A 9,043-nucleotide genomic window follows, 5' to 3' on the forward strand; every position below is an offset into this window, starting at 1 on the left:
GTCTGGCCCGAACGATCTGGCGTATGTGATTTATACGTCGGGTACGACGGGGCAGCCGAAGGGTGTGATGATCGAGCACCGCGGGCTGTGTAATCTCAAAACCTATTTCGATGAAACCCTACAGATGAGCTTGTCGGATCATGTCTTGATGTTTGCCAGTTATTCCTTTGATGCCGCTTGCTGGGAAGTGTTTCAAACGCTGTTCTGCGGGGCGACGCTATATATACCGACGTCGGAAGCGATTTTAAACTATGGACAGTTTGAGCAGTACATGGCGAAACACCAAATTACGGCCGTGTTATTACCACCGACGTACGCGGTGTATCTAGAAGCAGAGCGAATGCCGGACCTGCGCATCCTGTTTACGGGGGGATCTGCGACAACGACAGACCTGGTAAACAAGTGGAAGCATCAAGTGGCTTACTACAACGCTTATGGTCCAACCGAGAATTCCATTGTCACGTCAATTTGGCCGGTGTCTGAGGACACGAACGCGGAGGAACGGATTGCTATCGGGCGTCCTGTCCCGAATCACCGGATCTATATCGTGGATGCACAAGGACATCTGGCGCCGGTGGGTGTAGCTGGAGAACTGTGTGTATCAGGTGTAGGGCTGGCACGTGGATATCTGCATCGTCCCGAACTGACGGATGAGAAGTTTATACCGAATCCGTTTACGGACGGAGAAGCCGGATATGAACGGATGTACCGGACAGGGGATTTGGCGAGATGGATGCCGGACGGGAACATCGAGCACCTGGGACGGATCGATCATCAAGTGAAAATCCGGGGCTACCGGATTGAACTGGGTGAGGTGGAGGCGAACCTATTAAAAATAGAACATGTGCAAGAAGCCATCCTGCTAGCTCGAGAAGACGGGCAAGGGCAAAACCAACTGGTAGCCTACTATGTGGCAGAACGAGAAATGAATGCAGGTGAACTACGCAGCATACTGGGCGAAAAGCTGCCTCACCATATGGTACCTTCATATTTTATACAGCTGGAGTCCATGCCACTGACACCGAACGGTAAAATTGACCGCAAGGCATTGCCAGCACCCGAAGGCAGCCTGCAAAGCGAAGGGGATTATATGGAACCACGCACAGCACTGGAGCAGATGTTGGTTTCGGTGTGGCAGTCGGTATTGGGTACGAAGAAAGTTGGGATTCTGGACAATTTCTTCGATCTGGGCGGCGATTCAATCAAAGCGATTCAAGTATCCTCCCGATTGCTACAAGCTGGCTACAAGCTGGAAATGAAGGATCTATTCCAATATCCTTCTGTGTCGCTGCTGAGTGGTCACGTACACAAGGTTAGCCGTACAGTCGATCAGCAGGTAGTGTCCGGGGCGGTTCAACTGACCCCGATTCAGCAATGGTTCTTTGGACTATCCTCAGCGGAGCCGCATTATTTTAACCAGTCGGTGATGCTGTATAGAGCACAAGGCTTTGACGGAACTGCACTGCGTCAAACGGTGGTTAAAATCACCGAGCATCACGATGTGTTGCGCACCGTTTTCCGTCAGACTGAGCAGGGATATGAAGCATGGAACCGTGGCTTGAACGAAGGTGAGCTGTATAGTCTGGACATTGTCGATTTGACGAATGTAGCAGACCCCGAAGTTATGGTGACGGCGATGGAAGCGAAAGCGAATGCCATCCAAAGTTCGATCCGTCTGGATGAAGGACCACTGTTGAAGCTGGGATTATTTCATTGTGCCGATGGGGATCATCTGTTAATTGCAGTTCACCATTTGGTGGTGGATGGCATCTCATGGCGGATTGTGTTCGAAGATTTTGCAGCAGGGTATGAGCAGGCCGTTCGAGGTGAAGCGATTCGTTTACCATACAAAACGGACTCTTTCTTGAGCTGGGCAGAGCGTTTATCCGAATACGCCAACAGTCCTGCCTTCGAATCCGAGCGGGAGTACTGGATGAATCTTGCCCAAACGGAATTGGCGCCATTGCCTAAAGATCATGAGATTACAGAAGGAGAGCATTTCCTGATACGAGACAGTGAGATGGTAACGGCAGTTTGGAGCGAGCAGGAAACACGGTTGTTGCTTCAAGAGGCACATCGTGCATACAACACAGAAGTGAACGATTTGCTGCTGACTGCACTTGGTACGGCCATATATCACTGGAGCGGTCAGGAGCGAGTGCTGGTAAATCTGGAGGGGCATGGTCGGGAATCCATCGTATCGAATATGGACATTACACGTACAGTAGGCTGGTTTACGAGCCAATATCCAGTGCTGCTTGAAGTGAATGGCAACGTGGACACAGGGCAGCGAATCAAGCGGGTGAAGGAAGATTTGCGTCATGTGCCGCACAAGGGCATTGGCTACGGTATTTTGAAATATTTGTCTCCGGATGCGAACCTAGAAGCATTGACGTTCCAGCCGGAAGTTAGCTTCAACTATTTGGGACAATTTGATCAGGATGTGGACAATAGCGATATCGTGTTTTCTTCTCATAAGGGCGGAGAGCCGATAAGTGGCAGCTTCCTTTTGGAGCAGCCACTTAATATAAACGGAGCAGTCACGGCAGGCGTATTGACTCTGGAAATTCGCTATAACAGCAAAGTGTATCACAAAGAGAATGTGGAGAAATTCGCAGGCTTGCTTCAGGAAAGCTTACGGGAAATCATAGTTCATTGCGCTTCCAAAGAACAGAGCGAGCTGACGCCAAGTGATGTGCTGTTCAAAGGCCTGACGCTGGAGCAGTTGGAACAACTGGCCGCGCAAACAGTCCCTGTGGGAGAACTGGAAGATATTTATGCGCTCTCGCCTATGCAAAAGGGAATGCTTTTCCATAGTTTGATGGAGCCGGAGTCGGGTGCGTACTTCCAGCAGGTCTCGTTTGATTTAATGGGTAGCTTTAACATGAATGCTTTTCGTAAGAGCCTAGATGTGTTCATACAGCGGCATGAGGCGTTGCGGACGAACTTCCATACCTTGCAGGATCAGGAGCCCTTGCAGCTGGTATTTCGTCACAAAGACAGTGAGCTTTCCTTCGAGGATCTGCGCAATATGGAGGAAGCGGAGCAGAAGACGTATATTCAGAGCTTTAAACTGCAAAATCAAGCTCAGGGCTTTAAACTGGATACCGACACGCTAATGCGCATAAAGGTTTTGCGGACAGGAGAGGAAACGTATCACTTGGTCTGGAGCTTCCATCATATTGTGATGGATGGCTGGTGCTTGTCGCTGGTCACAGGCGAAGTGTTCGGTACGTACTTTACGCTTCTAGAGCAAAAGCAGCCGGAGTTTACAGCGGTCACATCTTATGGAGAATACATCAAATGGCTCGAGCGTCAGGATGAACGTGCGGCAAGAGACTACTGGAGCAGCTATCTGGCAGGCTTTGAGCAGCAGACCTTGTTACCTGGAAAAGATATCTCCCGTAAGGAACAGGTCGAAGACGACGAAGAGCATTTAACATCTTCAGCAACTAAGTCATCTGAATATATTCCTGAACAACTAACGCTTGAGCTGGACAGTACATGGAGTGAAGCGATGCACCGGATTGCAAAGCAGCAGTGGGTCACGATCAATACGCTGATACAGAGTATATGGGGCCTCATTTTACAGAAATACAACAATAATGAGGATGTAATTTTTGGTAGTGTCGTTTCTGGTCGTCCGACTGACATCAATGGCGTGGAGAACACGATCGGTTTGTTTATTAATACGATCCCGGTTCGGATTCAAAGCGAAAGGAACACCACCTTTGCAGAAGTCATGCGGAAAACGCAGGAACAGGCACTTGCTTCGGGGAGGTATGACAGCTTCCCATTGTATGAAATTCAGGGGTTGACTGACCAGAAGCAGAACTTAATTAATCACATTATGGTATTTGAAAACTACCCGGTAGAGCAGCAGGTCGAACAGATTGGAGAGGTACAGCCGTCTGCTTTTGAGATTACGAATGTAGAGGTTGTTGAACAGACGAATTATGATCTGGACTTGATGGTGATACCGAATGAAGTGTTCAAAATCATATTTCGATATAACGCCAATGTGTACGATCGGGCTACGGTGAAGCGTATGCAAGGACATGTGTTACATGTGATCGGGCAAGTTGTAGAGAATCCACATATTCGAGTTGACGAGCTGGAACTGGTGACACCAGAAGAGCAGGCGCAAATCCTTGGGATTTGGGGAGAGACGGTAGTAGATTATCCGCAGAATCAGACGCTAAGCACACTCTTTGAGGAACAGGCGGCGCGAACTCCGGATCAGGCGGCCGTGCTGTTCGGAGCAGAGGCGCTGACCTACGGTGAGCTGAACGAACGGGCAAATCGTCTGGCACGGACGTTACGTGCGGAAGGAGTGGAAGCGGATCAGCCTGTAGGCATTCTGGTACAACGCTCGCTGGAGATGATCGTGGGTATCTATGCGATTCTCAAAGCAGGTGGAGCTTATGTGCCGATTGACCCGGAATATCCAGCGGATCGTATCCGTTTCATGCTAGAGGACTCGGGAGCGAGATTGGTTTTGACGCAATCGCATCTGGCAGAGCAGGCGAGTCTGAGCTTTGACGGCAAGATGCTGATACTGGATGGCAAAGATATTTATCATGAAAATGGTTCGAATCTGGAACCATTAGCAGGGCCGCGTCATGTAGCTTATGTCATCTATACCTCTGGTTCGACTGGAAAACCGAAGGGCGTGATGGTTGAGCATCATTCGGTGATCAACCGGGTCTTGTGGATGCATGATCGGTATGGTTTGAGTGAGGAAGATACGATTTTGCAAAAAACCGCCTTTACGTTCGACGTATCGGTATGGGAGCTGTTCTGGTGGTCGATTGTCGGCTCGAAAGTGAGCTTGTTGTCTGTTGGCGGTGAAAAGAATCCCGAGGACATCATGGAGACGATTGCGCGCGATGGTGTGAGCACGATGCACTTTGTACCTGCGATGCTGCATGCGTTCCTAGAGTATGTAGAGCAGCAGCCGCTGAAGGTCGTGCAAGCAAAGCTTGGCACATTAAAACACGTGTTTGCCAGTGGCGAAGCTTTGCCGCCGCAACATGTGGCGCGTTTCCAACGCCTTGTATCAGGTATCGCTGGAGCGAAGCTGATCAACCTATACGGACCGACGGAAGCCACGGTGGATGTATCGTATTTCGATTGCGAGCCAACCGAAGCGTATGCAGTTATTCCAATCGGGAAGCCAATTCAAAACATTCGTCTGTACATCGTGAAGGAAGGTACGGAACAGTTGCAGCCGATTGGAGTTGCGGGTGAACTGTGCATCAGCGGTGTGGGTGTGGCACGTGGCTACCTAAATCGTCCGGAATTAACTGCTGAGAAATTCGTTGCCGATCCGTTTGCGAGTGGCGAAGCGGGTTATGAGCGCATGTACCGCACTGGAGATTTGGCGAGATGGATGCCTGACGGCAATATCGAATATTTGGGTCGGATCGACCATCAGGTGAAAATCCGTGGTTACCGGATTGAGTTGGGCGAAGTCGAATCGCAGTTGCAGAAAGTAGAGTTCGTACGGGAAGCGGTTATTATAGCTCGTGCGGATGAGGCAGGTCAAAAGCAAATGGTGGCGTACTATGTGGCTGGACAGAATATTGACGCAAGTGAGCTAAGAAGTGAGCTGGGCCGGAAGTTGCCAAGCTATATGGTGCCATCGTACTTTGTACAGCTAGAGCGAATGCCGCTGAGTCCAAATGGAAAAATTGACCGCAAAGCATTACCAGCACCGGAAGGAAGCCTGCAAAGGGGAGTAGATTATACAGAGCCGCGTACAGCCTCGGAACGGGCATTGGTGGCGGTTTGGCAGTCGGTGCTGGGTGTAAAGACCATCGGTATTTTGGACAATTTCTTTGACTTGGGCGGGGATTCGATCAAGGCGATCCAAATTGCATCCCGTGTATTCCAGACAGGCTATAAGCTGGACATGAAGGATTTGTTCCAATATCCAACGGTAGCAACACTGGCTCCGCATATTCGTGAGGTCAGTCGGATCGCGCATCAGGGAGAAGTGAGTGGAGAAACGGTTTTACTCCCAATTCAGCACTGGTTCTTTTCGCAGGAACGTGAGCGTCCGCAGCACTTTAATCAGGATGTAATGCTTTATAGCGCCGCAGGCTTTGACGAGACAGCGGTTCGCCGGGTCATGGATCATATCGTGAAGCATCATGATGCGCTGCGTACGGTTTTCTACAAGACCCCATCCGGGTACGGAGCTTGGACACGCAGTGTAGAGGAAGGATCGTTGTATACGCTGGAAATCACAGATTTTCTTGAATTGACGACGCATACTGAGAAACTTGAAGCGAAGGCGACTGAAATTCAAAGCAGCATCAACCTGGCCGAAGGGCCTCTGGTAAAGCTTGGTTTGTTCCGTTGTGCTGATGGCGATCATTTGTTGATAGCTGTCCACCATTTAGTGATAGATGGGGTATCATGGCGGATTCTGTTTGAGGATTTTTCCACGGGCTATGAGCAAGCAATCAAGAACCAGCCTGTGCAATTTCCACTCAAAACAGATTCCTTCCAAACCTGGGCACGAGAGCTGTCAGCTTATGCTAACAGTCCAGCCACCGAGTCTGACGGAGTATACTGGCAGCTACACGAACTGGCCAAAGCGGAGGCAGCTTCACTACCGAAGGATTTTGCCTATGAAGACTCTTTGAACACGGACAGCGAAGTGCTAACAGTAGAATGGACGGAAGGCGAAACACAGCAGCTCTTGAAACAAGCGCACCACGCCTATAGCACGGAGATCAATGATCTGCTCCTGACTGCGCTAGGTTTGGCGATTCATAACTGGACGGGAACAAATCATGTGCTGGTGAATCTGGAAGGTCATGGTCGAGAAGCGATCCTTTCCGATGTAGATATCACACGTACGGTTGGCTGGTTTACCAGTTTGTATCCGGTACTGCTGGAAACGGGCTCAGGGCTGACGCTGGCACAGCGGATCAAAGAAACGAAGGAAGGCTTGCGCCGGATTCCGCATAAAGGGCTGACGTACGGCACTTGGCGCTACTTATCCGAAGCGGCCGCAGAGAAACATGGACGTACAATTTTAGCAGAACCGGAAATCGGCTTTAACTATTTGGGTCAGGTGGATCAGGATTTGCAAAACAACAGAATTATGTTGTCCTCCTATGGAGCAGGCGAGACAGACGATCCCCAATCGAGATTGCCGTACACGCTGAATTTGAACGCGCTGATCTCAGAGGGTACATTGCGATTGACAATCGCTTACAGCCGCAAGCAGTATCGTAAAGAAACAATCGAACATGTGGCGGGATTGCTGCAATCCGCTCTGCAAGAAGTGATTGTGCATTGCACCGCTCAGGAACAGCCGGAGCTGACTCCGAGTGATGTGTCCTTCAAGGGCTTGACGATCGGTGAGTTAGAGCAAATAGTTGAGAAAGCTGCACCAGTAGGTGAATTGGAGAATGTATACGCGTTGACACCGATGCAGCAGGGTATGCTGTTCTATAGCCTGCTGGATTCGCAATCCGAGGTGTATTTTGAACAGTCCTCCTTTGATTTGAAGGGACAGTTTAATATCGCTGCGTTTGGAGCAAGTCTGGATAGGCTGGTTCAGAGACATACAGTTTTACGGACGAATTTCTATAGCGGCTGGAAAGAGGAGCCTCTTCAGGTCGTGTACCGGCATAAACGCAGTGAGCTATACGTAGAGGATTTACGGGATGCGCAGGAAGAGGAGCGAAACGATTATATCCGCGAATTTACGCACAAAGACAAACAAAGAGGCTTCGACTTGGCGCAGGATGCCTTGATGCGTGTTGCTATTTTACGCACGGGTGAGGATTCGTATCGTTTTATATGGAGCTTCCATCATATTGTGATGGACGGTTGGTGCTTGTCGCTATTGACCAATGAAGTGTTTGCGAGCTACTTTGCAATTCTTGACAATAAACAGCCGGAGCTAGCACCTGTAACGCCGTACAGCCAATATATTGAATGGCTAGAGCATCAGGATCATCAGGAAGCTTCACATTACTGGATCACATACCTGGATGGGTATGAGGAGCAGGTTCATTTACCTCAAGCTAATATGCAGAGCAAAACAGGTTATCAGGCAGAGCGGTTTGATTTTGATCTGGGGATAGGATTGACAACCCAAATTCAGAGGATTGCCCAGCGTTATCAGGTGACGATCAATACGTTGATACAGACGGTGTGGGGGATATTGCTGCAAAAGTATAACGGTACAGACGATGTTGTGTTTGGTAGTGTCGTCTCTGGACGCCCCGCAGATATTCCAAATGTAGAGCATATGATCGGTCTGTTCATTAATACAGTGCCTGTACGCATTAGCAGCCGTAAGGAAAGTCTGTTTTCAGCAGTGGTGCAGCAAATTCAGGAGCAATCTATAGCTTCCCATGCTTATGACACGTATCCGCTGTATGAAATTCAGAGCTTGTCAGAACTCAAGCAAGATTTGATTAACCATATTATGATTTTTGAAAATTATCCGGTGGAGAAAGAAATTGAATTGCTGGGTGATGATAAGCAAGCCAGCTTCACGATTACGGGAGCAGAGTCGATTGAGCAAACGAACTATGATTTCAATTTGATCGTTATGCCAGGACATACAATTCAAATGAGATTTGGCTACAATGCACAGGTCTTTGAACACGAAGGTATAGAGAAAATTCAGGGGCACCTGGTGCAACTGCTGGAGCAGGTAACGGCGAACCCGAATATTCCTGTACGTGAGCTGGATGTATTGACCGAGCAAGAACGCGAGCAAATCCTTCGCGTGTGGGGAGATACGGCAGCGGACTATCCAAGCGAGCAGACCATTCACGGTTTGTTTGAAGTGCAGGCTTTGCAAACCCCAGAGCAGGCGGCCTTGTTCTTCGAGGGAGAGCAGTTGACCTATCGCGAGCTGAATGAACGAGCCAACCGATTGGCTCGTACCTTACGGAGTCATGGCGTGACGAAGGATCGTCTGGTGGGTCTGATGACGGAGCGCTCGATAGATATGATCGTGGGGATGTTCGGGATTATGAAAGCCGGAGGCGCGTATGTTCCGATAGAT

General features: G+C 49.5%; 1 protein-coding gene. It reads left to right on the top strand.

The window, feature by feature from the left end:
- Positions 1–9,043: amino acid adenylation domain-containing protein (locus tag AC5ELV_RS26020; RefSeq protein ID WP_493432427.1), on the top strand; the 9,043-nt coding region annotated here is incomplete at both ends.

This window comes from Paenibacillus sp. NMA1017 (assembly GCF_058895805.1).